The sequence below is a fragment of the Kribbella sp. NPDC056861 genome (assembly GCF_040687575.1).
GTDB lineage: Bacteria > Actinomycetota > Actinomycetes > Propionibacteriales > Kribbellaceae > Kribbella.
On the sequence record NZ_JBFBNQ010000007.1, the window covers coordinates 83,144 to 105,309 of the forward strand.

At 67.9% G+C, this 22,166-nt stretch carries 21 protein-coding genes; 8 read left to right on the top strand and 13 right to left on the bottom strand.

Annotated elements, in window-relative coordinates:
* The first annotated feature begins 24 nt into the window (after positions 1-24).
* Genes AB0P21_RS32040 through AB0P21_RS32050 form a run of 3 tightly spaced genes read left to right on the top strand, consistent with a single transcriptional unit; the run spans position 25 to position 2,874 of the window.
* Entirely contained in the window at positions 25-972 is a 948-nt protein-coding gene (locus AB0P21_RS32040; protein ID WP_363701443.1) for an SRPBCC family protein, read from the top strand.
* Positions 965-2,233, top strand: a complete 1,269-nt coding sequence (locus tag AB0P21_RS32045) for a methyltransferase (protein WP_363701445.1) — start codon at positions 965-967, stop codon at positions 2,231-2,233. The genes AB0P21_RS32040 and AB0P21_RS32045 overlap by 8 nt, the downstream gene beginning before the upstream one ends.
* Positions 2,233-2,874: a TetR/AcrR family transcriptional regulator gene (locus tag AB0P21_RS32050; protein WP_363701447.1), complete on the top strand. Its 642-nt coding sequence runs from the start codon at positions 2,233-2,235 to the stop codon at positions 2,872-2,874. Before AB0P21_RS32045 ends, AB0P21_RS32050 begins: the two co-directional genes overlap by 1 nt.
* Here AB0P21_RS32050 and AB0P21_RS32055 read toward each other — a convergent pair.
* Positions 2,854-3,555, bottom strand: coding sequence for a pyridoxamine 5'-phosphate oxidase family protein (locus tag AB0P21_RS32055; protein ID WP_363701449.1), 702 nt, complete (start codon positions 3,553-3,555; stop codon positions 2,854-2,856). The genes AB0P21_RS32050 and AB0P21_RS32055 overlap by 21 nt on opposite strands.
* A 67-nt stretch (positions 3,556-3,622) precedes the next feature.
* On the opposite strand from AB0P21_RS32055, the gene AB0P21_RS32060 reads away from it, so the two are divergent.
* On the top strand, positions 3,623-4,990 hold the full coding sequence (locus AB0P21_RS32060) for a PLP-dependent aminotransferase family protein (protein ID WP_363701451.1): 1,368 nt from the start codon (positions 3,623-3,625) through the stop codon (positions 4,988-4,990).
* On the opposite strand, the gene AB0P21_RS32065 is transcribed toward AB0P21_RS32060, so the two are convergent.
* The 6 genes from AB0P21_RS32065 to AB0P21_RS32090 form a co-directional block, all read right to left on the bottom strand.
* On the bottom strand, positions 4,987-5,889 hold the full coding sequence (locus AB0P21_RS32065; protein WP_363701453.1) for a glycoside hydrolase family 43 protein: 903 nt from the start codon (positions 5,887-5,889) through the stop codon (positions 4,987-4,989). The two genes, AB0P21_RS32060 and AB0P21_RS32065, sit on opposite strands and share 4 nt — an antisense overlap.
* A gap of 101 nt (positions 5,890-5,990) precedes the next feature.
* The gene (locus AB0P21_RS32070; protein ID WP_363701455.1) at positions 5,991-8,219 is read right to left on the bottom strand and encodes a family 43 glycosylhydrolase; all 2,229 of its coding nucleotides are present in this window, start codon (positions 8,217-8,219) and stop codon (positions 5,991-5,993) included.
* Positions 8,220-8,244: 25 nt separating this feature from the next.
* Positions 8,245-9,072, bottom strand: coding sequence for a carbohydrate ABC transporter permease (locus AB0P21_RS32075; protein WP_363701457.1), 828 nt, complete (start codon positions 9,070-9,072; stop codon positions 8,245-8,247).
* On the bottom strand, positions 9,069-9,950 hold the full coding sequence (locus AB0P21_RS32080; protein WP_363701459.1) for a sugar ABC transporter permease: 882 nt from the start codon (positions 9,948-9,950) through the stop codon (positions 9,069-9,071). Before AB0P21_RS32080 ends, AB0P21_RS32075 begins: the two co-directional genes overlap by 4 nt.
* Entirely contained in the window at positions 9,947-11,275 is a 1,329-nt protein-coding gene (locus tag AB0P21_RS32085; protein ID WP_363701461.1) for an ABC transporter substrate-binding protein, read from the bottom strand. The genes AB0P21_RS32080 and AB0P21_RS32085 overlap by 4 nt, the downstream gene beginning before the upstream one ends.
* Positions 11,272-12,774 (bottom strand): alpha-N-arabinofuranosidase, encoded by a 1,503-nt coding sequence (locus tag AB0P21_RS32090; RefSeq protein ID WP_363701463.1) that lies wholly within the window; start codon positions 12,772-12,774, stop codon positions 11,272-11,274. The genes AB0P21_RS32085 and AB0P21_RS32090 overlap by 4 nt, the downstream gene beginning before the upstream one ends.
* 169 nt (positions 12,775-12,943) lie before the next feature.
* On the opposite strand from AB0P21_RS32090, the gene AB0P21_RS32095 reads away from it, so the two are divergent.
* Positions 12,944-13,945, top strand: coding sequence for a LacI family DNA-binding transcriptional regulator (locus tag AB0P21_RS32095; RefSeq protein ID WP_363701465.1), 1,002 nt, complete (start codon positions 12,944-12,946; stop codon positions 13,943-13,945).
* On the opposite strand, the gene AB0P21_RS32100 is transcribed toward AB0P21_RS32095, so the two are convergent.
* Entirely contained in the window at positions 13,942-15,603 is a 1,662-nt protein-coding gene (locus tag AB0P21_RS32100; RefSeq protein ID WP_363701467.1) for a M14 family metallopeptidase, read from the bottom strand. The two genes, AB0P21_RS32095 and AB0P21_RS32100, sit on opposite strands and share 4 nt — an antisense overlap.
* A 166-nt stretch (positions 15,604-15,769) precedes the next feature.
* Entirely contained in the window at positions 15,770-16,918 is a 1,149-nt protein-coding gene (locus tag AB0P21_RS32105) for an NAD(P)/FAD-dependent oxidoreductase (protein ID WP_363701469.1), read from the bottom strand.
* 109 nt (positions 16,919-17,027) lie between these two features.
* Here AB0P21_RS32105 and AB0P21_RS32110 point away from each other — a divergent pair, with 109 nt between their 5' ends.
* Entirely contained in the window at positions 17,028-17,600 is a 573-nt protein-coding gene (locus AB0P21_RS32110; RefSeq protein WP_363701471.1) for a TetR family transcriptional regulator, read from the top strand.
* Positions 17,601-17,763: 163 nt separating this feature from the next.
* Here AB0P21_RS32110 and AB0P21_RS32115 read toward each other — a convergent pair whose 3' ends face one another.
* Positions 17,764-18,501, bottom strand: a complete 738-nt coding sequence (locus AB0P21_RS32115) for a rhomboid family intramembrane serine protease (RefSeq protein ID WP_363701473.1) — start codon at positions 18,499-18,501, stop codon at positions 17,764-17,766.
* Positions 18,502-18,587: 86 nt separating this feature from the next.
* A complete protein-coding gene (locus tag AB0P21_RS32120; RefSeq protein ID WP_363702318.1) occupies positions 18,588-19,118 on the bottom strand; it encodes a peptidylprolyl isomerase in 531 nt (176 codons plus the stop codon).
* A gap of 254 nt (positions 19,119-19,372) precedes the next feature.
* Here AB0P21_RS32120 and AB0P21_RS32125 point away from each other — a divergent pair, with 254 nt between their 5' ends.
* Positions 19,373-20,149: a hypothetical protein gene (locus AB0P21_RS32125; protein WP_363701475.1), complete on the top strand. Its 777-nt coding sequence runs from the start codon at positions 19,373-19,375 to the stop codon at positions 20,147-20,149.
* Positions 20,150-20,291: 142 nt separating this feature from the next.
* Here the strand turns inward: AB0P21_RS32125 and AB0P21_RS32130 are convergent, their stop codons facing one another.
* Positions 20,292-20,612, bottom strand: a complete 321-nt coding sequence (locus AB0P21_RS32130; protein ID WP_363701477.1) for a hypothetical protein — start codon at positions 20,610-20,612, stop codon at positions 20,292-20,294.
* 163 nt (positions 20,613-20,775) lie between these two features.
* Positions 20,776-21,255 carry a methylated-DNA--[protein]-cysteine S-methyltransferase gene (locus AB0P21_RS32135; protein ID WP_363701479.1) on the bottom strand — a complete coding sequence of 160 codons (480 nt, stop codon included), beginning with the start codon at positions 21,253-21,255 and terminating at the stop codon, positions 20,776-20,778.
* Between the two features lie 111 nt (positions 21,256-21,366).
* On the opposite strand from AB0P21_RS32135, the gene AB0P21_RS32140 reads away from it, so the two are divergent.
* Positions 21,367-22,095 carry a DUF4328 domain-containing protein gene (locus tag AB0P21_RS32140; protein WP_363701481.1) on the top strand — a complete coding sequence of 243 codons (729 nt, stop codon included), beginning with the start codon at positions 21,367-21,369 and terminating at the stop codon, positions 22,093-22,095.
* Positions 22,096-22,166 lie beyond the last annotated feature (71 nt).

Genomic DNA, 22,166 nt, shown 5'->3' on the forward strand with positions numbered 1-22,166 from the left:
CAAAACTGGGTCTATGCTGGCCAAATGACACCGCCACCGGACCTGCCGCCCTACCAGCCACCGCAGTACTCGGCGCCCGAACCGGCCCCGGCTCCACCATCACGGAGCTGGGGCGGTCGTGCGTTCGCGCTCGGGATCGTCGCGGTCACGGCGGCGACCGCCCCCTTTCTCCTCGTCCGCTCCGGCCACGTCGACACCGCCGCCCTCTTCGTCGGGGTGCCGCTGGTACTGGCGGTGATCATCGCCCTCGCGCCGCCGGCCAAGAGCCTGCACGGCCTGACCTTCCGGGTGGTCACCTTCGGCCTGCTGATCACCTCGGCCTTCCTGCACGAGGGCGCCGCCTGCGTGCTGATGGCCGCCCCGCTCGTGTACGGCGTCGGCCACCTGGTCGCCGAGATCGTCCGGCAAGCACGGAACTACGACGCCCGCCGCCGCGCCGCGCTCGCCCTCGTGCCACTGCTGCTCGCCGCCAGCCTCGAAGGCACGGCGTACCGGGTCGACCCGGTGCAGACCGCCGTCACCGAGCGCGTGGTGGCCATGTCGCCGGCAGAGGTCGAGCGGAGCCTGCAGGACGGGCCAGACTTCTCGGCGGTGCGGCCGTTCCTGCTCAGGTTCAGCGGCTACCCGACTCCGACCGGGGCCAAGGGCGCCGGACTCACGGTCGGTTCGGGGTGGACCTTCACGATGGCCGGCGGGCCGATCGTCACCGAGGTGCGCTCCCGGGACAGCCGGCTGATCGAGTTCGTGGTGGTCTCCGACCAGTCCAAGACGCAACGCTGGCTCCGCTGGGAACGCGCTGTTGTCCGGCTGACCCCGCAGGCCAACGGCGACACCGCAGTACGGCTGGAGCTGTCCTTCACCCGTCGGCTCGACCCGAGCTGGTACTTCGGCCCGATCGAGGGCGCGATGGTGGGGGCCGGTCTCGACCACTTCGCCGACTCCCTCGGTCTGGTCGAGGTCCGGCGTGATTGAGACCGCAGTACTGCGCTCGCTCTGCCTGGTCGTCCCGGTCGGCCTGGCCCTGGTCCTGTGGCGGCGGCCGAGCCGACGGATGGCAGGTGCGGCACTCCTGGCGTTCTTGACCGCATTCGTCACCATCGGCCTGGCCAACCAGGTGGCGATGGCCGCTGGGTGGTGGCGCTTCGAGGTGACTGAGGGCCTCTTCCTCGGCGTACCGCTGGACCTCTGGCTCGGCTGGGCGGTTCTCTGGGGACCAGTGCCGCTCCTGATCCGCCGCCGCCCGCCGATTTGGGTAGTGGTGGTCGCCTACGGCTGGCTGGATCTCCTACTCATGCCCCGACTCGACTCCCTGCTCCAGCTCAACCACACCTGGCTGTACGGCGAACTGACCGCCCTGCTGCTGGGACTGCCTCCCGCGCTGCTCATCGGCAGATGGACGACCGACGAGCGCCACCTGACCGGACGGCTGCTGCTGCAGCTCGCGACCTTCACCGGGCTGGTCTTCTGGTTGCTCCCGGCAGCAGTGATGTCTCGCGGCGACGGTAGCTGGAGTCACCTGAGGGAGGCACCGCTGTGGCAGAGCTCCACCGTGCTGCAGTTGATGGCCTTGGCCGCGGTACCGGGGCTGTCGGCGATGGTGGAGTTCGCTACGCGCGGCGGCGGTACGCCGTACCCGTGGGACCCGCCAGGGGCGCTGGTGACGACAGGGCCGTATGCCTATGTCGCCAACCCGATGCAGCTGTCCGCAGTACTGATGCTCTTGCTGCTTGCCGTTGGCACGCACAGCTGGTCGTTGGCCGTGGCCGCAGTCGGCACTGTCGCGTTTGCTCAGTTTGTGGCGGATCCCCACGAGCGTGGGGACCTACGGGAGCGCCTCGGCGACGAGTGGCTGGCCTACGACACCCAAGTGCGGCCGTGGCGGCTGCGGCGTACGCCGTACGCGACGGAGCCCGCTGCCCTCTACCTCTCGGAGACCTGCACGATCTGCCAGCAGACCAAGAGCCTGGTGGAGTCCACCAAGCCGCAGTACCTCGTCATCTGCGCCGCCGAGGGTTATACGGTGACTGGACTGCGCCGGGCGCTCTATGTGCGCCCGGACGGCTTGCAGGCGAGCGGACTGGCGGCTGTGGCTCGAGGGCTAGAGCACGGCGGCCCGGTGTGGGCTTATGTCGGCTGGGCGATCCGGCTGCCTGTGGTCCGTCCGTTGCTGCAGTTGCTGGTCGACGGGATGGGTGGTGGTCCTCGGCAACTGCCGAGAGTTGAGGAGAGCTGATGGCGAAGGACACCCGGGACGGGCTGCTGAACGCTGCGTTGCAGACCATCGCCGAGCGGGGCTTCGCCGGAGCGTCGGCCCGGCACATCGCCGCGGCGGCCGGCCAGAATCAAGCGTTGGTGTTCTACCACTTCGGCACGGTGAACGACCTGATCGCCGAAGCCTGCCGAACCAGTACTGCGCAGCGGATCGCCCTCTACCGCGACGAGTTCGACCAGGCCAAGACCTTCGCCGAACTGCTCGCGGTCGGCCGCAAGGTGCACGTCACCGAACATGCCGAGGGCAACGTCGCCGTCCTCGCGCAACTGCTCGCCGGAGCCCGCGGCAACGAGGTCGTCGGGGCCGCCGTCGCGGACGCGATCAACCTCTGGGTGGTCGAGGTCGAGAAGACGCTGCGCCGGGTGCTCGACGACAGCCCGCTGCTGCCACTGGTCGATCTGAGCGGACTGGCCAGCGCGATCTCGGCCGGATTCGTCGGGATCGAACTACTCGACGGCGTCGACCCCGCCGGCGCAACTCGGGCCCTTGCCTCGCTCGAGCAGCTCGCACTGCTGACCGAGACGCTGCTGACCGAGCTCGACAACCTCGGCCCGGTCACCAGCCGGCTGGTCAAGCGGAAGCTAAAGCCACTCAGCTCGTGAGGCCGACGCCCCGAGCTGGTTGGCCCGGGTCCTGATATGGGCCGGGATCAGCAGGTCGCAGTCGGAGTTGGTGACGGGCTCCTCGGCGACCACCTTGAGCGGGATCACGCCGGTCCAGTGCGGCAGGTCGAGGTCTTCCTCGTCGTCGTTCGCCTCACCGGCGCGGGTTTTGACCGAGGCTTCGGTCAGTGACAGGGCCAGCACCGAGGTCTTGGCCAGCTCCTTGCGGTTCGGCGGACGGACCGAGTGGGAGCGGCCGGGGACCAGGTGGTCGACGATCCGGTTGAGGCCGCGCAGCTTCTCGTCGGGATCGGTGACGAGCCGCGGTACGCCGAAGATCACCGCCGAGCGGTAGTTCACCGAGTGGTGGAAGGCGGACCGGGCGAGCACCAGGCCGTCGGCGTGGGTGACCGTGACGCAGATGGTCTGGTCAGGGGCCGCGACCACACTCCGGGCGGCGACCGAGCCGTGCAGGTAGAGCGTGCCGTCCGGCCCCGTCCCCAGATCCACCCCGTACGCCGTGGGCAGGACCAGCGGGGCTCCGTCGACGACCACGCCGAGGTGGCAGAACATGCCGTCGAGCAGGACGTTGTGCAGCACGGCCCGGTCGGTCGCGGCGCGTTCCTTCGACCGGCGCAGCTTGGTCCGGTCGGTCGGCTGGAGCGGCGAGGTGATGGTCATGAGTCCAGCGTGGCGACTCAATGGCATGCTGGCACGGTCCATTCACCGACGAAACAGGTAGTCCACTTTGGACAGCTCGCTTCCCCTCGTTCTCACTCGCACCGGCAGCGGCCCGCTGCACCTGCAGCTGGCCGAGCAGTTCCGCGCGGCCGTGCGCGACGGGCGACTGCAGGCCGGCCACCGGTTGCCGTCGACTCGCGACCTGGCCCGGGAGCTGTCCGTGTCACGCTCGGTGGCGCAGGCGGCGTACGACCAACTACACGCCGAGGGCTGGATCGCGGGACGGACCGGCTCGGGCACCTACGTGGCGGACGTAGTACCGCTGCAGCCAGTACTACGAACCGCCGCGCGCCCGCTGGCTGCTGCTGAGCCGCCACTGCTCACGCTGCGCCCAGGCATCCCGTACATCAGCCCCACGGTCGATGCCGGCTGGAGACGCGCCTGGCGAGAGGTGTCGATCCAGCCGCCCACTCGCGGCTACGACCACCCGGCCGGGCTACCGGACCTACGGGCAGCGCTGGCCGAGCACGTGGGCCGGGTCCGCGGCATCGCCTGCGGCCCAGAGAACCTGTTGATCACCGACGGCACCTCCCACGGCCTGCGACTCCTGCTGTCGCTGACCCTGCAGCAGGGCGACCGGATCGCCATCGAAGACCCGGGATTCGCCACTGCCGTCTCGGCTGCCCAGCAGTACGGCCTGGAGGTTGTGGATGTCGGTGTGGACGAAGACGGTCTACTGGTCTCCGACCTAACCCCGGACCTGTCGGCGGTTTACGTCACGCCGTCACACCAGTACCCGCTCGGCGGCCGGCTGCCCGTCGCCAGACGCAACGAGCTGATCCGGTGGGCCCGGCGTACCGGGGCGACACTGATCGAGGACGACTACGACAGCGAGTTCCGGTACGACGTAGCCCCGCTACCCGCACTGGCCCAACTGGGCCTCGACCAGGTCGTCCACCTCGGCACCCTGTCGAAACTACTCAGCCCCGCCCTGCGACTCGGCTGGCTGGTCGCCTCCCCGGAGACAGTCACCCGGCTGGCGGCGTACCGGGAGGAGGTCGGCGACTGGCCCGGCTGGCCGATGCAAGCCGCCTTCCTCGCCATGCTCCGCGACGGCTACCTGGACCAGGTGATCCGCCGCTCAAGACGCCTGTACTCCGACCGCCGCAACCACACCTGCGAAGTACTCGCGCCCTACGGCCAGATCGTCGGCCAGGACGCAGGCCTCCACATCACCCTGCTCCTCCCCGGCACCGACGACCGAGCCCTCGCCGCAGACGCTCGCACCGCCGGAGTCGTAGTAGCCCCACTCTCCGAATACCGCCGCTCCGTCCCCGGCCCCCCAGGCCTGGTGATCGGCTACGCCACCCCCACCGACCAAGACTTCCACCAGGCCCTGACCCGCCTCTGCGACTTGCTGGGCCGGAGACGTTAGGGCGTTTCCGGGTTGTTCTTCAGTGGGGGTTGGACGACCGGTATGTCGCCGTTCCAGGTGAGTTCGGACAGCCACATAGCGCGGCCGGGAGGTTCCTGGCCGACCGCGGCCGGGTCCCAGGCGTGGTAAACGAACCAGTAGCGGTTGTCCTTCAACAGCACCATGTTGTGGCCGGGGCCGGCGGCGTCGTCGGACGTCGTCAGGATCGGGTCGGGGGTCTTCTCGCAAGGGCCGGCCGGGGTGGTGCAGAGGGCGTGGCCGACGGCGTACTCCGCCTTGTCGTAGGCGTTGGCGGAGTAGAAGAGATGGAACTTGCCGTTGCGCTCGACCACATACGGCGCCTCGACCAGGTTGCCCTCCCAGGGCAGTGTCTGTTTGATCAGGCGCTTGGTCTCGCCGACCAGGGTCAGGCCGTCGGGTGAGAGTTTCGAGACGTAGATCCAGGTGTCCTGGTCGATCGCGTTGCCGTCGTTCTTCCAGTACAGCCACCACTGGCCGGACGAGTCGCGGAACGGGCTCGCGTCGATCGAACCACCCTCGGTTACCTGACAGATCAGCGGTTTACTCGACTTGTCGACATATGGACCTTTGGCCTCGGTGGCCACCGCGACGCCGATGCACTGCCGCCCGGACGCATCGTCGGAAGTCGTGTAATACATGACGAAACGACCCGATCCCTGTACTGCGACCTCGGGTGCCCAGACCTTTCCGGCTGACGTCCAAGCAGGCAACGACGGCAACGCATCGCCGACCTGGTCCCACTTCACCAGGTCGGTCGACTTCAGGGTCTGGATGTTGCCGAGCGGCCCGTTGGTGGCGAACGCGTAGTACTCCGCGCCGACGGCGATCACCTGCGGATCGGCGAAGTTGCCGTCGTACACCGGATTCGTGAAACCCATCGTCGTCCCCTCAGTAGCCCCGCCAGAATCAACGCCGCCGGGGTCGCTGCTGCACCCCACCGCGATCAAGCACAGCAGCAGCAACCCCGGCCAGCGTGGCATCACTTACTCGCGTAGAACCGCAGGTAGTCGAACGTGGCGACCGGCGGCGGGTTCGAGCCGGTCTGGTCGCCATGCGCGAACAGGCCGAGCTTCGGAGTCACCCCGGCCGGCAGCACCCAGGACGCGCCCCAGGTCCACGCCTTGCCGTCGGTACTCGTCCCGGCGCGATAGACGTGCTCACCAGCCGCATTGCGGTGGTAGGCGAGCCGCATCCACATCGTCGTCGCCTGCCGACCGATCGCCGCACCGCCGTAGCTGGTCGCGCCGTCCGAGGCCCGAGCCACCAGCTCGCGGCCGAACTCGGTCTGCCGGGTGCGCCAGATCGACACGTCACCGAGCCGGGCGAAGTCGTCGTCGTTCAGGTACGCGATCATCCCGGCCTGCTGGTAGTTGCGGATGTCGCCTTCCCCGAGGTCGAGGTGCAGCTTCGTCTCCGCGATCCAGCTGTTCCCGGCCGGCGTCTGGTGGAAGAGCAGCCCGGCGTTGTTGCCCGAGCCGACCAGGTCGGTGTTCGACAACGGCCACGACAAGTTGCCATTAGCAACAACAGCGCGGGCATCCGGCCGAACCCATGACCACTTTTCACCCAACGGTCCACTGAATTCGTCGCCGGCCAGCAACTTCCCAGCCACCGGTACTACGGCCTCACGGCGTACCGGCGCTGCCACCGGACGCACGGTCAGGTTGTCCACCTCAGCCGTGCCCAGCCAACTCACCGGAGCCGACCGCACCTTCAGCCCACGAACCTCCAACCGCGCCTCGGCGTAGAGATCGCCAAGCCCGGCATCGTTCACCCGGGCCGTCACCACATCCCCGGACACCTGCACCACAAGGTTGTTCCACTGCGACCGATCGAAGTCCGCAGGCAGCGCAGCACTCGCGACCTTGCGGCCCGCGATGATGCTCACCTTGTCGCGACCAACACTGACCACGACCGCGCCACCACCAACGACGGTGGTGAAACTGCTTCCCACCTTGACGTTGGCCTCGACCCGCACCGACCCTGCAGGCGCAGACTGCCGCGTTACGGCAGCCCCACGAATGGAGGCGGTAGGTCCACCAAGCGAGTCACCAGCCAGCCTGGTCGCGCCCCGAATCCCACCGGCCGGGTCAGCGGAGTTGATCCCCGCACCCGAGCCCGTGGTCGGCGCCGGCTGAGGCGTGTCGGACGGACCGGCGCCGGCCCGGGTCCGCGGCCAGCCGTCGATCCAGTCGATCCGGTCGATCAGCATCGGCCGCCGGTTGATCCCGAACGGGTCGGTCAGCCACGGCGTCGCGCGATCGATCGCGTGGTAGACGATGTGGTCCTGGCCGGCCGCGTCGGTGATGAACGCGTGGTGGCCCGGGCCGATCCACTTGTTGCCGTTCTGGGTGATCACCGTGGTGCCGCCGACCCGCGACTCGTTCAGGTCGACGCCGTCCTTGTCCAGGAACGGGCCCTTCGGCGAGCGCGAGCGGCCGGCGAAGACGGAGTAGCCGGTGGTCGGGCCGGCGCAGCAGTTGCTGGACGAGCCCATGAAGTAGTACCAGCCGTCGCGGTAGACGACGTACGCGCCTTCGTACCGGTCGCCGATGGTCACCTGGGTCGGCGTACCGACCGAGTGCAGGCCGTCGGGCGTCAGTTCGGTGACGGAGATGCCGCCGTAGAAGCCGCCGGAGTACATGTAGCGGTTGCCGTCGGCCGCGGTGAGCATGGCCGGGTCGATGGTGCCGAAGTAGCCGCCGTTGCCGTCCGGCTTCGGGGCGACGACCGGGCCGTCGGTGGCGGTCCAGGGACCGCTCGGCGTGGGGGCCGTCGCGACACCGATCGCGTTGTCGTTGCCCGGGTTGGCCGCGGTGTCGGTGACGGTGAAGTACATGACGTACCGGCCGCCGAAGTACCGGATGTCGGGGGCCCAGAAGAACGATCCCGGCGCGGCCCAGGCGGGCTTGGTGGCGTCGTTGAAGACCGTGCCGAGGTACTCCCAGGAGCCGAAGTCCTTGGTCCTGGCCATGTGCATCAGGCCGAACGGGCCGTTCGAGACCAGCGGATCGGAGGTGGCGTAGGCGTACCAGTAGCCGTCGCGACCCTGGATGATCGAGGGGTCGGCGAAGGTGTCGGCGAACGGTTTCGAGATGTCGTTCTGGGTGGTGACGGGTGGTCGCGATGGCGCGGCGACGGCAGCCGTGGTTCCGGTGGCTACCGCTGCGACGGCAAGCGCTGCCGCTAGAAAGCGCTTAGGAGGCACGGGCAGGTTCCTCTCACAAAAGTTTTCAGCCTTTGATGCCGCTGCGTGCGACACCCTCGATGACGTAGCGCTGGACGAAGATGTAGAGGATCAGGACCGGGACGGACGCGACGGTCGCGCCGGTCATGATCACCGGGTAGTCGGTGGTGTAGGCGCCCTGGAGCAGCTTCAGCCCGGCCGGCAGGGTGAGCCGCTCGGGGGAGAAGAGCACGTAGAGCGGCCAGATGAAGTCGTTCCAATTGGCCAGGAAGGACAGCACGGTGAGCGTGGCCAGCGCCGGTTTCGCGTTCGGCAGGATGATCCGGGTGAAGACCGTCCACGCGTTCGCGCCGTCGATCATCGCCACTTCCTCCAGCTCACGCGGCAGCGCGAGGAAGAACTGGCGCATGAAGAACACCCCGAACGCGCCGGCCGCGCCCGGCACCACCAGCGCCGACAGCGTGTCCAGCCAGCCGAGCTTGTCCATCAGCAGGTAGTTCGGCATCAGGAAGACGAAGCCGGGCACGAACAACGTCGACAGCACCAGGGCGAAGATCGGCTTCTTGAACCGGAACTCCATCCGGGCCAGGGCATAGCCGGCCATCGACGCGACCAGCACCACCAGCCCCGCGTGCAGGGTGGCGGCGATGAGCGAGTTGAGGAACCAGCGCAGTACCGGGTTCTGGCCGCCGGTGGTGAGCACCTCGCCGTACGCGCGGCCGGTCGGATCCTCCGGCACCAGCGTCGGCGGCACCTGCTGGGACTCGCCGATCGTCTTGAACGAGGTGATCAGCATCCACAGCAACGGCGCGACGAACACCACCGTCAGGAAGATCACCAGCACCCAGAAGCCGACCGAGGGACGCCGCTTCATGACTTCTTCTCTCTCAGCAGGGCGAAGTTGATCAGCGAGACGACGGCCAGGCAGGCCGCCAGCACGTAGCTCATCGCCGTCGCCTGACCCATCCGGAACTGCGCCAGCCCGGTGTCCGCGATCACCATCAGCACGGTCTTGGTGGTGTCACCCGGACCGCCCTGGGTCACCAGCAGCGCCTGGCCGAACATGTTGGCCGACGCCAGGATGGTGATCGTCACGACGAAGGTGAAGACCGGTCGCAGCCCTGGCATGGTGACGTTGCGGAAGACCTGCCAGGGCCCCGCGCCGTCCAGCGCGGCCGCCTCGTACTGCTCGGCCGGGATGTCCTGCAGCCCGGCCAGGTAGATCACCGCGTTGAAGCCGATCGTCCACCACACCGTCATCCCGACCAGCGAGGCGAACGCGTACGGCTGCTCGGTGGTCCAGCCGATCTCGTCGATCCCGACCACCCCGATGATCGCGTTCAGCAGCCCGAAACTGGTGTCCAGGATGTACCGGGACATCAGCCCGACCACCGCGACCCCGAGCACGTACGGCGCGAAGTACACCGCCCGGAAGAAGGTCCGGCCGGGGAAGCGGCGGTTCAGCAGTACCGCGAGCGCGAGCGGCAACGTCACCAGGAACGGCACCGACGCGATCGTGAAGATCCCGGTCGCCCGCATGCCGTGCCAGAACGGCTCGGCCGTGGTCGACTCCGAGTCGAACAGGTCCTTGTAGTTCTGCAACCCGACGAACGGCTTGCCCGGCAACTGGAAGTCCCAGTCGTGCAGGGACATCCAGATGCCGAAGATCGCCGGGCCGATCACGAACAACAGGAACAGCAGGACGTACGGCGCCAGGAACAGGTACGGCGTCAGCCGGTGGTATCCCCTCACGCGCCGTACTTCTTGCGGTTGGCCTCCAGGATCTTGTCCGCGCGACCGGCCGCGTCGGACAGTGCCTTGGCCGGCTCGGTCTTCAGCAGCACCGCCTCGTTGACCGCCTTGTTCAGCTCGGCCAGCGCGTCACCGATGCCGGGAACCGGCGGCGGGAAGTGCAGGTCGTCGATCTGGGTCGCCAGCGCGGCCTGGTCGGTCAGCGCCTTGAAGTCGGTCGACTCGCGGACCTGCTTGCGGGCCGGAACCTGACCGCCCTTGGCCCACTCGAGCGACTTCTGGCTGACGTAATTGACGAAGACGCGGGCCGCGGTGGACTTGTTCTGGTCCGGGGTCTTCAGCTTCGGCAGGCAGAACTGGTGCGAGCCGGCCCAGGCCGCCTTCTTGCCACCGATGTTCGGGATCGGCGCGACGCCCCACTCCAGGCCCTGCTTCTCCTTGAACGTGTTGATGTTCCAGATGCCGTTCCAGACGAAGGCATTCTTGCCGTTCATCACCGCGATGTTGTCGGCGTCCTGGGCGACGTTCTTCGGGCTGTGCCCGTTCTTCACCAGATCGGTGAACCAGGTCAGGCCCTTGACGCCACCCTCCTCGTGCCAGATCGCCTTGCTGGAGTCGGCGTTGAAGAGGTCGCCGCCGTACTGCCAGATCAGGGCCTGCACGCTGAGCACACCGGTGAACTGGAACGGAGTCGCCCAGTGGCCCTGGATTCCCTTGCCCTTCAGGGCTTCCAGCGCGGCGGCGTACTCGTCGGCGTTGGTCGGCGGCTTGGCCGGGTCGAGGCCGGCGGTGGCCATCAGCTTCTTGTTGTAGAAGAACCCGAGCGGGTGTACGTCGAGCGGAATCCCGTACCGCTTGCCGTTGTACTCGCCGGCCTTCCAGACCACGTCGGCGAAGTCCTCCTGCTTGAGGTCGAGCGCCTTGGCCACGTCGTCGAGCGGCTCGATCACGTTCCGGGCCGCGTTGGTGGCCAGCGAGTCCACGTGCATGATCGCGACCGCGGGGCCGCGGCCGCTGCTCACCGCGGTGGGCAGCTTGGTGTAGTAGTCGGCCCACTGCATCACGGTCATCTTGACCTTGATGTTGGGGTGTTCGGCGTTGAACGAGTCGACCAGCTTGCGCATGAACGGGCCGTCACCACCGGTGAAGCCGTTCCAGAAGTCGAGCTCGACGGCCGGGCCGTCGTACCCCTTCGCGCCGCCGTCGCCGTTCGCGGGCGCCGCGCCGGGCTTGCCGGCCGAGCCCGAGCCGCAAGCGGCCAGCGCGCCGGCCGCCCCCAGAGCGCCGATTCCGCTCAGCACGAACCGCCTGTTGATGGTGTTCACCGTGTACCTCCAGGGGAGAGCCTGATCATGTGCCACGACGCAGGGGGCAACGTGGCCGTACAGCTGTCATTGCTGACCTCGGTGCCGTCGACGAGTCGCGGCACCACCCGGTCGGGGTCCTCGGCGGTGTTGACCGCGCTCCGGTCGTCGTCGTACAGCGCCAGGTGCTCGACCACCCGCAGCCCCGGGAACACCGGGAACTCCAGGTCGACCTTGTCGGTCTCGCTCCGGTTCACCACGAAGAGCACCACCTCACCGGTGCTCTCCTCGTACGTAGCTGTGCTCCACAGCGCCGGCACCTTCCCGTACTGCGTGGTGTCGATCTCGGGGCCGTCCACCTCGGTCCGCAGTACGGTCGAGCCGGCGTGCTTCGCGGTCAGCGCGAACGGGTGGAAGATCGTCTGCCGCCAGGCGCGACCGTCCGGCTCGGTCCGGATCGGGCCGATCACGTTCACCAACTGCGCCAGGCAGGCGATCTTCACCCGGTCGGCGTGCCGGAGCAGGGTGATCAGCAGGCTGCCGACCACCACCGCGTCGTCGACGGTGTAGGTGTCCTCGATCAGCGGGCCGACCTCGCGGATGTCCAGGCCGAGCTCGCCGGGGAAGTCCTGCTGCCGCCAGACGTTCCACTCGTCGAACGAGAGAGTGATCTCCTTGTCACTGCGCTTGAGCGCCTTGACGTGGTCCGCGGTGGCGACCACCTCGGTGATCATCCGGTCCATCTCCTCGGCCGCGGCCAGGAAGCTGGCCTGGTCGCCGTCCTTCGGCTCGTAGTACGCGTGCAGGCTGATGTGCTCGGCCAGGTCGTAGGTGCGCTCCAAGACGGTGCGCTCCCACTCGCCGAAGGTCGGCATGTGCCGGTTGCTCGAACCGCAGGCGACGAACTCGACCCGCGGGTCGACCCGGCGCATCGCGTTCGCGGTCTCCTCGGCGAGCCGGGCGTACTCCTCGGCGGTCTTGTGGCCGATCTGCCAGGGGCCGTCCATCTCGTTGCCGAGGCACCAGACCTTGATCGCGTGCGGGTCGGGGGTGCCGTTGGCGACCCGGCGGTCGGCGTTCGCAGTACCGGCGGGGAGGTTGCAGTACTCGAGCAGCTCGACCGCCTCGGCGATCCCGCGGGTGCCGAGGTTCACCGCCCAGATCGGCTCGACGCCGGCCTTGCGGGACCAGGCGACGAACTCGTCGGTGCCGAACTGGTTCGGCTCGATCGCGCGCCAGGCGAGGTCCAGCCGGCGCGGCCGCTGGTCCTTCGGGCCGACACCGTCCTCCCAGCGGTAGTTGGAGACGAAGTTGCCACCCGGGTAGCGGATCGCGGTCACGCCCAGCTCGCGGACCAGCGCCAGCACATCCTCGCGGAACCCGTCCGGGTCGGCCGTGGCGTGACCCGGCTCGTAGATCCCGGTGTAGACGCAGCGGCCCATGTGCTCGACGAACGAGCCGAACAGGCGCCGGTCCAGGGCACCGACGACAAACGCGGGATCAACCGCAAGACGCGCCACAGATCCTCCAGAGAAATCTTTACAACGATTGACATGGAGTTCTACAACGATTGACATGCGCTGTAAAGAGCCGACCATTGAGTCCACTGGTCCTGTCGCCGTGTTGTGACCACGCTCAGCGCAGCGGTGGCATGACAGACTGCGACAGTTCGCGCGGGAGGGAGTCCAGATGGCGACCAGATTGAGTGATGTGGCGGCACGTGCCGGGGTCTCGGTGAAGACGGTCTCGAACGTCATCAACGACTACCCGCACATCACCGCGCACACCCGGGCCAAGGTCGAGGCCGCGATCGAGGCGCTCGACTACACCCCGAACGTGAGTGCTCGCTCGCTGCGCAAGGGCCGCTCCGACTTCATCGCGCTGGCGATCCCGGAGATGGGTTCGCCGTACTTCGCGGAGCTCGGCGCCGCGATCAGCCGGGCCGCGAAGAAGCGTGGCATCACCGTGCTGATCGACCAGACCGAGGGCGAGGCGGCCGGCGAGAAGCTGGTCCTGGACGGGATGCGCGGCCAGCTGATCGACGGCATCATCTTCTCGCCGATCACCACCTCACCGGCCAAGATCGACCTGGCCGCGACCGCGAAACCGCTGGTCCTGCTGGGTGAGCGACACGCGGGCGGCACGCTCGACCATGTCGCGGTCGACTCGGTGCAGGCGTCCTTCGACGCGACCACGCATCTGATCTCGATCGGGCGGCGGCGGATCGCCGCGATCGGAGTCGGCGGCGGCGCGGGGACTGGCGTCGTACGGCGTAAGGGGTATCGGAAGGCTTTGAAGGCCGCTGGGTTGCCGCATGACCCGGCGTTGGAGTTGGCCGGGACGGGGTATCACCGCGAGGACGGGGCCGCGTCGATGCGGGAGTTGCTCGCGCTGCCTGAGCCGCCGGATGCCGTGTTCTGCTTCAACGATCTACTGGCGCTGGGGGCGTTGCGGACGCTGGCTGATGCCGGGCTGTCGGTGCCGGGGGATGTCGCCGTCGTCGGTTTCGACGACATCGAGGACGGCCGGTACCACTCGCCGTCGCTGTCGACGATCTCACCGGACAAGGAGTGGCTGGCGGAGAACGCGGTCGGGTTGCTGCTGGACCGGATCGCGGGAACCGGTGAGGTCGCTCGGCGCGACCTCACCGTCCCCTATACGTTGCAGATCCGCGAGTCTTCTGCGGGTTAGAACGCCGCTGCGCAGGTGGTGAGGTTGGCGGTCACCGAGGCGCCGCGGGCCACGGTGATCTGCCGGGTCTCCAGGACCTGACCGGTCGGGCGCTCACACGTCAGGGTCCACGACTCGGTGCCGCCTTGCTGCACGACGATCGGGCGGGTCGACGGGTTGGCGTGGTACGTGTAGGTGCCGCCGGCCGGGACGGTCATCGTGGTGTCCAGGACGTCCGCGACGTTGGTGCCGTTCCAGGTCTTGGTGTTGAACGATTTCTTCAGCCGCAGTACGGCGCCCGCCGGGCCGGTGCCAGTGATGACCGAGTGGCGAGCCGGGTTGATGGTGCTCTCCGCGGCGATCAGGTAGGCCTCGCGATTCCCCTTGTTCGCGGTGCTTCCCGAGCCGAAGTAGTAGTTCGGAATGTTGCTGAACGCCGGGTGGAAGCTGCTCGCGCCGTGCTCGAAGGTGAAGCCGAGACCGCCGGTCGCATAGTACGACCAGTCCTCGGTGGTGCCGGTGGTGTCGTAGAGCTGGTAGCCGAACTGGCTGGAGTAGCCGTTCTGCGCCGCCATCTGGTCGCCGAGCGACTTGTAGAGCGTCTCGTCGGGGGTCTTGCCGGCGCTCGCGTAGCCGGGCTCACGCAGTACGAGGTTGGAGTAGGTGTGGTTGGTGATCAGCGTGGTCGCCTGGTAGCCCGAGACGAGCGCCTGGATGTTGCGCGACTCGGGCTCGCTGAACGCACTCGCGCCACGGTACGTCTCGGAGGTCAGGCTGGTCGAAGCGCCCGGACCGCCCCAGAAACCGGCGTAGTTGCGGTTCAGGTCGGTGCCGCGCGACTGGTTGGACGACTGCGAGCACTGACCGGCCGACGGGATCTGCCCGTTGGTGATCCGGCAGTTCTTCCGCTTCATCTCGTAGCCGAGCGTGCGGCTCAGGTTGAAGCCGTCGGGGTTCACCACAGGCACGATGACGACGCGGGACTTGTCGAGGATGTTGGTGATCCGCGGGACCACGCCGTCGTTGCGCAGCAGGTCGTACGCGAACTCGATCGTCAACTCACCCGACGGCCACTCCCGCGCGTGGTGCAGGCCCATCATGATGAAGACCGGCTTTCCGCTGCTCACGTTGACGTCCCGGCTGATCTCGATACCGCGGACCGTGCGTCCTTCGAGCGAGGTGTTCTTCAGCGTGATCGGCTTGACCTTGGTCGGGTACTGCTGGGCCAGGCTGGTCAGGTCGTTGTTGAAGTCCGCCAACTGCCGGTACGCCGTACGCCCGCTCGGCAGGGTGGCCAGGATCGCGCGACTCCTCACCGCTTTGGCATAGGCCGCGTCGGCCACCTCACGCTCCTTGTCGGCGCCGACCAGATCGTCCTCGATCACCGACCAGCTGAACCCGGCCAGCTTCAGCAGCCTGCGATCTTGATTGCCATAAGCAACCACATCGACGTACCCCGGCCCAGCCGACTCGGCCAGATCGAGATCAAGACTGGTCAACCGCTTGCGATCGGCCGTAGTCGGGGTGTTGATCCGAAGCAACTGGATCAACTCGGCCTGCTCGTAAGCCTGCACCTTGCGGTCCGGCGGCGGCGCAGCCTGCACATTGGCAGCGCCGACCACAACAGTGGCCGCGATCGCGAGGGGGACAAGTCGGTGCCATCGGGCGGGATGGAACACGGTGACCTCCAGTAGTGAGGTTGTTGCGATGGGTAACTGGAGGGTAGGGGTCCGAGAGGTTTTGGCGGAAGCGCTTCGCCGAAGAGCGCGGGGAAACCCTCGGAGGATCCCTCGGTCGGGCTCGCGCGGGCACCCGCGTCGCGCACAGCAGAAGAGCAGCTGTCGGTCAGCGGCGGCCGATTCCGGCGAGTTGTTCGGCGAAGCCGCGGCGGAACGCGGGGAGAGCGGAGAGCAAGCGCAGTACGGCGTTGCGGAGCGGGCGGGCGAGAGTCGGGACGGTGGCTACCCGAGTCAGACGGTGGGCGAGCGCTACTACGCGGAGGGCTTCGGCGCGACCAGTGAGTGCGTAGTCGTCGAGCTTGGTCTCGTTGCCTGTGGTCAAAGCCGACGAGAGAGCCGAGCTGAGGGTGACGGCGTCGCGGAGGCCGAGGTTCATGCCTTGACCTCCGGCTGGGCTGTGGGTGTGGGCGGCGTCGCCTGCCAGGAGTACGTGGCGGTCGCGGTACCGGTCGGCTACTCGCTCGTGGATGCGGAAGCGGGAGCCCCAGACGACCTCGGTGACAGGGACGGCGGTGCCCTGGGGGCCGCGGAGGTCGAGGAGGCGCTGGGCGTAGGGGAGGTCCGGGTGCTCGGGTGGGTTGTCGATCTCGGCGACCAGGCGGAACGAGCCGTCGGGGAGTGGGGCGACCACCAGCATGCCGGGGCGGGAGAGGTAGAGCTGGACGATGTCGTGCGGGAGGCCGTCCTTCACGCGGACATCGGCGAGGGTGAAGTTGAGGGGCAGCGTGTCCCGGTGGTCGAAGCCGAGGCCGGCGGCGTCGCGGATCTTGCTGTTCATGCCGTCGGCGGCGACGGCGTACCGGGCTTTGAGTACGTCGCCGGAATCGAGGGTGACCTCTACACCGGAGGCATCCTGGGTCACGTCGACGGCGGCGTACGGGCGGTGTACTGAACCGCCCAGCGATTCCAGGCGATCCAGCAGGATCTGCTCGGTGATCTGCTGCGGGACCATCAGAACGAACTGGTACTCCGACGCCAGGTTGCCGAAGTGCAGCGGGATGAGCGTGCGGCCGCCGTCGCGGATGTCGAACTGTTTCGCGTGGATGCCTGCCGACGTGAGTCGCTGGGTGACGCCGAGTTGTTCGAGCATCTCGAGCGTACGGGGGTGGATGACACAGGCGCGCGAGGTGTTCGCGCCGGCGGTCAGGCGGTCGATCACCACCACGTCGTGGCCGTGCTCGACCAGGCCGATGGCTACTGCCAGGCCGACCGGTCCGGCTCCTACGACGACCACCTCGGTCTGCTCCGGGATCATCTCGACGCTCCTTGGAAGGGGAGATCAACAGTTGTTGGCCAACGCTTGTTGACTTCACCGTAGAGGAGTCGGCTAGCCGGGTCAACACCTGTTGACCTACGGTGGGGACATGAGTCAAGCAGCACCGGAGAAGAGGTCGGCCGACCGAACTCGAGGCGTGATCCTCGCCGCCGCCCGGGAGCGGTTCGCCGCGGACGGGTACGAGCGCGCGACGATCCGGGCGATCGCGGCGGACGCGGCAATCGATCCGGCGATGGTGATGCGGTACTTCGGCAACAAGGAGAAGCTCTTCGCGGCGGCAGCGGAGTTCGATCTGCGACTGCCCGACCTGAGCCGACTGCCACGCGAGGAGGTCGGGCCGGCGTTGACCAACCACTTCCTGGATCGGTGGGAGGACGACGAGTCACTCAAGGCGTTGCTTCGGGCGAGCGTCACCAACGAGGCGGCGGCCGACCGGATGCGGCAACTCTTCGCCGACCAACTCGGCCCGGTGATCATGACGCTCGCTGATCCCGCTACCGCAGGTACGAGGGCCGGGCTGGTGGCCAGCCAAGCACTCGGCTTCGCGCTCTGCCGCTACGTCCTGGCGCTACCGCCGGTCGCAGCACTCAGCCGCGAGGAAGCGATCGCTTGGCTCGGCCCCACCATCACCCGCTACCTGACGGGCAGCCTCGCCGACTAACCCCACTCACTACCGACGAACCTCGCCGACTGACCCACCCGGCGGTGAGCGCCTCGGGCTGACCCCGCCGTCAGTGCTGTCACGGCAGCGGGACGAGCGACGAAGGAGCGAGGGAGCTGGGGGGTGGGGAGCAGGCGACGAAGGAGCCGGCGGGGGCGTGTTTCTACCTGACCTTCGAGCGCCGGCGCTTCGCATCCTGCAGAAACAGCCAAGCAAGAGCAGCACCAACGACAAACCCGCCCAGGTGCCCCTGCCACGAGATATTCGGGATCGCGAAGGAAATCACCGCGGTGATCGCCACGTAAACCAGGATCCACGTGGTCTCCAGCCCCCGCGCCTTGCTGATCACCAGCAACGCGCCGACCAGACCCAGCACCGCGCCGGAGGCACCAAGGGTCCCCTGACCCGGCGCGCTCAGCTGCCAGACCGCCACGCCGCCACCGAGAGCGGACGCCAGGTAGAGCACGGCGAACCGGAGCCGTCCGAGCATCTGTTCCAGCATCGGGCCGACCTGGAAGAGCATGAATAGGTTCGAGAAGATGTGGAAGATCTGCACATGGGTGAAGGCCGACGTGAGCAGCCGCCACGGCTCGGACTCGACCAGGAACGGGTAGAGCACCAGGTCGTTGAGTAGTTGGTCGGTGCCGGTCTGCACGACCAGGAAGACCATCACGTTCAGCGCGAGCAGCGTGTACGTGACGATCGGAGTGTTGCCGCGGGCGACACCGCCCAGCGACGTACGGGTCCTGGGGACCGACTTCACGCCCTCGTTGAAGCACGACGGGCACTGGAAACCGACCGCCGCACTGTTCATGCAGGCCGGGCAGATCGGCTTGTCGCACCGCTGGCAGCGGACTCCTGCCGGTCGATCCGGGTGCCGGTAGCAGACGGTCTCGATCACGCCAGGTCCTCCGCGGTCGGGAAAGGTGCGAGCCGGCCACCTCGACGGTGGCCGGCCCACGGTGCCTTACAGCAGACGGTCTGTGGTCAGACGGTCTTGCGCTCGATCTTCACGCTGGTGATCACGATCGGCTCGGTCGGCCGGTCGCCCGCCGTGGTGTCGGCGGTCGCGATCGCGTCCACGACCTTCTTCGAGTCGTCGTCGACGACCTCGCCGAAGATGGTGTGCTTGCGGTTCAGGTGCGGGGTCGGGACCACGGTCACGAAGAACTGCGACCCGTTGGTGCCCTTGCCGAACTGGATGCCCGCGTTCGCCATCGCCAGCAGGTACGGCCGGTCGAACTGGAGCTCCGGGTGGATCTCGTCGTCGAAGCTGTAGCCCGGCGAACCCGTCCCGGTGCCGAGCGGGCAGCCGCCCTGGATCATGAATCCGTCGATCACCCGGTGGAAACCGAGGCCGTCGTAGAAGCGCGCGGTGCTCGCCTCGCCCGTCGTCGGGTCGGTCCACTCCTTCGTGCCCTCGGCCAGACCGACGAAGTTCTGCACCGTCTTCGGGGCGTGATCGGGGAACAGCTTGATGACGACGTCGCCCTTGGTCGTCTGCAGCGTCGCGAACAGTTCTTCGGCCACGAAATACTCCTCATCGGTTACGGCTTACGACTTCGATCCTGTCACGGCCTTCAAGTTCCGGCCTCATCGACGTGCCCAGCCTGTGATCCAGGGGCATCTCAGGGTGCGGTCGGAACGTTTATCGGCCGGGTACGTCGTACGATGCAGAAGAAGCCGGATCTGTCCAGAAGTCGAATCGAAGCGTCCATGCCGCCGATGGGCTGAAGAGCCGTCCACCAAGACGGGCGGCACGAGGAGGAACCGTGGGTTTGTTGAAGTCCAAGGGCCGGGTCGAGACCGCGAAGGACAAGGTCCGACCGCTGGCCGAGTCAGCCGTGGGCAGCGCACGGGACCGTGTGTCGCCGTACGCCGAGAAGGCCGTCGACCGGGTGTCGCCGTACGCCGAGAAGGCGGTCGAGCGGGGCGCCAGCGTCGCGCACGCGGCGGTCGAGAAGGCCGGGCCGGTGATCGACGACGCGCTGCGCAAGGTCGGTCCCGCCACCGAGCACGCGGCGGAGAAGGCGCGGGAGCGGTTCAACGACGACGTACTGCCGAAGGTGACCGCCGCCCTCGCGACGCTGGCCGCCGCGGCTGAGCCGGTCATCGAGGAGAGCTCGCGCCGGGGCAAGGCCACCGCGGCCGCGCTCAAGGGCGAGATCGAGGTGCCGAAGAAGAGCCACAAGCTGCGGAAGGTGGTGCTCTTCCTGGGCTTCGGCGCGCTTGCTGCCGCGGCAGTGAAGAAGCTGCTGACTCCGCCGGAGCCGGCCTGGCAGTCGACACCGACCAGTGGACGCGACTACAGCTCGGCCCCGGCCGGTACGACGTCGCGCCCCGCTGCTGACAAGCCGGCCGCTGCCGCGCCGAAGGCCGAGTCGACGGCGGGCACCACGTCCGCCAACGGCAAGACCGAGGACGCCAAGGCCGAGACCAAGGTCGAGGAGGCCGCCAAGGCTTCGTCGAACGGTACGGCCAACGGTTCGGCGAAGCCGAAGCCGGCCGCGCCGCGGAAGTCGACGGACACCAAGCCGACCGACTCCTGATCGTCGGCGGGCTGTTCCAGGCCTGCCGACCAGCACCGCAACGGCGAAGGCCGCGACCCCCAGGTGGAGGTCGCGGCCTTCGTTGCGTGCACGGGCCGCCCGTTCGCGAGACCGGCGGCCGGATCGTCTCCGTGCTGAGCAGTTACGCGTCCGCCGGGTCGTCTTCCTGGCGGTCCGGGCGGCTGTTGTGGATCCGGCCGGCCGACAGCAACTGGGTGGCGTAGCGGTGCGTGATGCAGGGATACGTGCCACCGCACTCGAGACAGACGGCGTGGTTGCGGTGCAGCCACGGAAGGACGCCGAACCGTTTGATCTTGGTCAGCGGCTCACGGTCCGGAGCGTGCAGCTGAAGAGCCGACCGGGCCGCCTCCTGGATCTCCGGAGCGGACCATTCTTCGGCGCTCTTGTCCATCAGATCGCTCAGGTCGTCGTGCGGCGCCGAGCTGGATGGGGGTTGGGTCATCTGTGTCGTCTCCGGGCAGGTCGGGGCGGAACCAGGGCGTGATCGAACCGTGTCAGCCCGATCGCACACGGCGACATTAGCGCCTGACCGATCAATCACAGCCATTGGTCCGGCCCGATCGGAAACTTCTTTACGCTCCGGCCGGAACTTCTTCACAGATTGTTCAGAGCCACGCGGTTTCGAGCGTGATCCGGGCCTCGAGCTCGAGCAGAAAACGCTTGGTCGGAATCCCGCCGCCGAAGCCGACCATCTTGCCGCCGGCGCCGACCACCCGATGGCAGGGCACCACCACGGCAATCGGATTCCGGTTGCAGGCCACCCCGACCGCGCGGGCGGCGCCGGGGTCACCCAGCGCCTTGGCGACGTCCCCGTAGGTCTGCATCTCGCCGTACGGGATCTGCTTGAGTCGCTCCCAGACAGCGCGCTCGAACTGCGACCCGCTGCGCACCGACAGCGGCAGGTCGAACTGGGTCAGCTCGCCGGCGAAGTACGCCTTCAGTTGCTCCTCGGCAGCGGTCAGCAACTCGTCCCGGGCCCGGTCCGGCCCGAGGTCGATGGCGCCGAACCGCAGCCGGCACAGACCGTCGTCGTCGACGGCGAGGGACAGCTCCCCGACCGGAGAATCGAGCACAGACCAGCGCATGGCTCTATCGTCCAGCCCGGGACCGACACTTTCCAGACCGCACCCAAGGTTCTCGTCCGATCACTGTCTGTGTGCTATTTCTGTTTTTCCTCTTCTTTCCAGGAGGTGCGGATGACCGGTCAGCCGCCGATGGATCGGTGGTTCAGCTCCGAGCAGGCGATGGGCCTGGCTGCCTCGGTGCTGATCGGCGTGGTCACGGTGCTCGGCTGGGCCACCGCGTGGTCCGACTGGTACTCCTACCGGACCCTGCGCCTGTACGCCGGTGACGAGCGCCGGCTCGACCAGGCCGACCTGGTCTCCGGCCTGTTCGGCATCATCGCCGCCCTCGCGCTGCTGGCCGCCGCCGTGGTCTTCATCGTCTGGCTCTGGCGGGTCCGCTGGAACGCGGAGATGTTCTGCAGCGGCGAGCACCGGCTGACCCGCGGCTGGGTGCTCGGCAGCTGGATCTGCCCGGTGGTGAACCTCTGGTACCCGAAGTGGGTGGTGGACGACGTCGTGGCCGCCAGCGACCCACGGACGCCGGCCCACACGCAGACCCTGCGCGGCATCCCCGGCACCCGGCTGGTGTGGGCCTGGTGGCTCACCTGGGTGGTCGGGCTGGTGCTCGACAACGTCGCGCAACGCAGCGTGCTGGACGGCGAGCCGCAGCTCTCCGAACTCCGGACGAATGCTGTGATGTCGTTCATTTCCGCGGTCAGCACCACCGCGGCCGCGGTACTCGCAGTAATGCTGATTCAGCGCGTCAACGAGCTTCAGGCGCGCCGCCCGTGGACCCCTTGGTGGGCCCAGGATCAGGCGGATTTCCCGCTCGGCCGCGGTTTCCAGCCGCCCGCGGGGTAAACCGAACCGTCACGGACGGTCGACCCAGTCGTTACAAGTGGTGATGGGCCTACGAAAAGACCGTGTTAAGT